This window comes from Candidatus Rokuibacteriota bacterium (genome assembly GCA_030647435.1).
Classification (GTDB): Bacteria; Methylomirabilota; Methylomirabilia; order Rokubacteriales; family CSP1-6; genus AR37.
The window spans coordinates 1-2,814 of record JAUSJX010000093.1; the positions used below are offsets into that span (position 1 = coordinate 1).

Sequence of the window (2,814 nt, forward strand, 5' to 3'; positions counted from 1 at the left end):
CCGCCCTAGCATCCCGGTGGATGCCGGGCCTGTTCCCCGACAGAACGGGCTGATGCTGCCCACGCGGCATTTACATATTCCTTAGCTGTTTCTCCTCCTCGAGGCGCTGCCGCGCGTGCTGCCGGTCGAGGACGAGGAAGCCTCGGCCCAGATCGCGCGGCTCTTCACCCGCCGGGGCGTGACCGTGCGCACGGGCGTCAAGGTCGCGAAGGTCACGCCGGGCAAGGGAAGCGTCACCGTGGAGATCGACGCCGACGGCAAGCGCGAGACGCTCACGGCCGCGCAGGTGCTCATGGCCGTCGGGCGCGCCGCCAGGACGAAGGGCATCGGGCTCGAAGCCCTCGGCGTGACGATGGACCGCGGCCTCGTGACGGTGTCACCCACGATGGAGACCTCGGTGAAGGGGATCTTCGCCGTCGGCGACATGGCGGGGCGCCAGATGCTGGCGCATAAGGCCATGGCCGAGGGCGTGGTCGCGGCCGAGGCCATCGCGGGCCGGTCGCCGCGCCCGGTGGACTACGGCAATGTCCCCTCGTGCACGTACTGCCGCCCCCAGGTCGCGTCCATCGGTCTCTCCGAAGCCGCGGCAAAGGCCGACGGACGCGAGGTCAGCGTGGGCCGCTTCCCCTTCACGGCCAACGGCAAGGCGGTGGCGCTGGGGGAGACGGAGGGCTTCTTAAAGGTCGTGGCCGACAAGCGGACGGGGGAAATCCTGGGGGTCCACATCGTGGGTCCCGAGGCGACGGAGCTGATCCACGAATTCGCGGTGGGGCGGACGCTCGAGGCCACGCTCGAGGAGTTCATTCACACCATCCACGCACATCCGACCCTGTCCGAGGCCTCGCTCGAAGCCACGCTCGCCGCGCTCGGCCAGGCCATTCACGTTTAGGCGGCGTCCGAAGATGACTGACCGCATGCGAGGATCATGGTGAGCCAGCTGGCCGAGTGAAGATCCGCCGCAGCGACGAAGGCAATTCGCGCAGTTATTGCCGAACCGTAAAAACTACCCCTAACCTGCGTTGTTCACGAACGCCCTGTCCGCGTTCCCGCCGCCCCCTCACCCTACCCTCTCCCCCGGGGGCGAGGGAACCAAAACGTCTCCCTCTCCCTCGGAGAGGGAGAGGGTTGGGGTGAGGGTGGCGCTGTCTTCACGCATAATCCGGGCTAACGGCTCGGCTGACCGACGGCTGGAAATGCAGCCGCGAAAACCCTCGGCGTCAGGTCGGCGCGCTCGCTGCGGCTGTCGCACGCCGGGGTGAGGCTCGGGCGCGCCGCCTCTGACTCTTTCGGCAAGAAGGACAACACCCCCTATTGCGCCGCCCTTGTCGTTGACCTAGGACAGGTTCCGGAGCGCCATCGCGGACTTGGAAAGAGCCGTCAATCCGTTTCGCTTCAGCTGGTCCATTCCAGGCACCGGACTCTAAAGAGGACAATATAGGGGCCATGCTACCACCTTGCAAGTCGCACAAATAGCTGATATACATGCATATATGACGTGGACGAAACCGGACAAAGAAGCGGACGTCAAAGCGGCCAGAGACCGGGGCGAGTCGACCTCCGAAATGGAGCCGCTCCTGATCAGCGAAGCCGCACGCAACCGCGCGGGCTTGCCGGACCTCGCGCTCGAGCTGGCGCAAAGGACTGCCGGCTTCCGCCACTCCCTGCCGCCCGGCCTCCTCGAGTCAATCGCCACGCTTGTCCGCACAATGAACTGCTACTACAGCAACATCATCGAAGGCCATGCAACGCATCCCGTCGACATCGAACGCGCCCTCAAGAGCGACTACAGCAAGGATCCCGAAAAGCGGGACCTCCAGCTCGAAGCCAAGGCCCATATCGCCGTCCAGAAATGGATCGACACCGGCGCCCTGAAAGGGCGCGTCGTCGACGTCGAGTCCATCCGCGAGATCCACCGCCGCTTCTGCGAACATCTGCCCCCGGATCTTCTCGTGTCGATAAACTCCGACACCAAAGAGACGGTCAAGCTTGTTCCCGGCGAACTCCGCACGCGCGACGTCAGGGTCGGCCGGCTTGTCCCCATCAGCCCGGGTGCGGTACCGCGCTTTCTGAGCCGCTACCAGGAAGTCTACGGAAGTCTCGGCGTGATCGATACCGTCATCGCGGCGGCGGCCGCGCATCACCGGCTCGTCTGGATCCACCCGTTCCTCGACGGCAACGGCCGCGTCGCCCGGCTGGTATCCCACGCCATGCTGCTCGAGACGCTCGACACCGGCGCCGTCTGGTCGATCGCGCGCGGCCTCGCCCGCAATGTCCAAGACTACAAGGGCCACCTTGCCGCCTGCGACCAGACGCGCCGGAACGACCTCGACGGCCGCGGTAATCTCAGCGAGGAAAACCTCACGGCCTTCACACAATTCTTCCTGCGGACCTGCATCGACCAGGTTTCCTTCATGGGGGAGCTGATACAGCCCGAACGTCTGCGCGCGCGCATTCTGCTCTGGGCCGAGGAAGAAATCAGGCTGGACCACCTGCCGCAGAAAGCGGGCGCCATTCTCGAAGCCGTTCTCTACCGGGGAGAGCTGCCGCGCGCCGACGCTGCCGGCATTGTCGGCACCGGCGACCGCCAAGCGCGCCGGGTCATTTCGGCGCTCATGGAGCGAAACGTCCTGATATCCGACAGCACGCGCGCCCCTATGCGCCTAGCCTTTCCTGCCGCCCTAGCATCCCGGTGGATGCCGGGCCTGTTCCCCGACAGAACGGGCTGATGCTGCCCACGCGGCATTTACATATTCCTTAGCTGTTTCTCCTCCTCGAGGCGCTGCCGCGCGTGCTGCCGGTCGAGGACGAGGAAGC

2 protein-coding genes are annotated in these 2,814 nt (G+C 65.7%); both read left to right on the forward strand.

All coding sequences use genetic code 11. The features are described from left to right. Window positions 1-106 precede the first annotated feature (106 nt). Entirely contained in the window at window positions 107-889 is a 783-nt protein-coding gene (locus Q7W02_16690; protein MDO8477797.1) for an FAD-dependent oxidoreductase, read from the forward strand. Window positions 890-1,490: 601 nt separating this feature from the next. Then, window positions 1,491-2,726 (forward strand): Fic family protein, encoded by a 1,236-nt coding sequence (locus Q7W02_16695; GenBank protein MDO8477798.1) that lies wholly within the window; start codon window positions 1,491-1,493, stop codon window positions 2,724-2,726. Window positions 2,727-2,814 lie beyond the last annotated feature (88 nt).

Excerpts from the sequence above, each read along its gene's own strand:
- Q7W02_16695 (MDO8477798.1), top strand. The coding sequence starts at position 1,491 with ATGACGTGGACGAAACCGGACAAAGAAGCGGACGTCAAAGCGGCCAGA.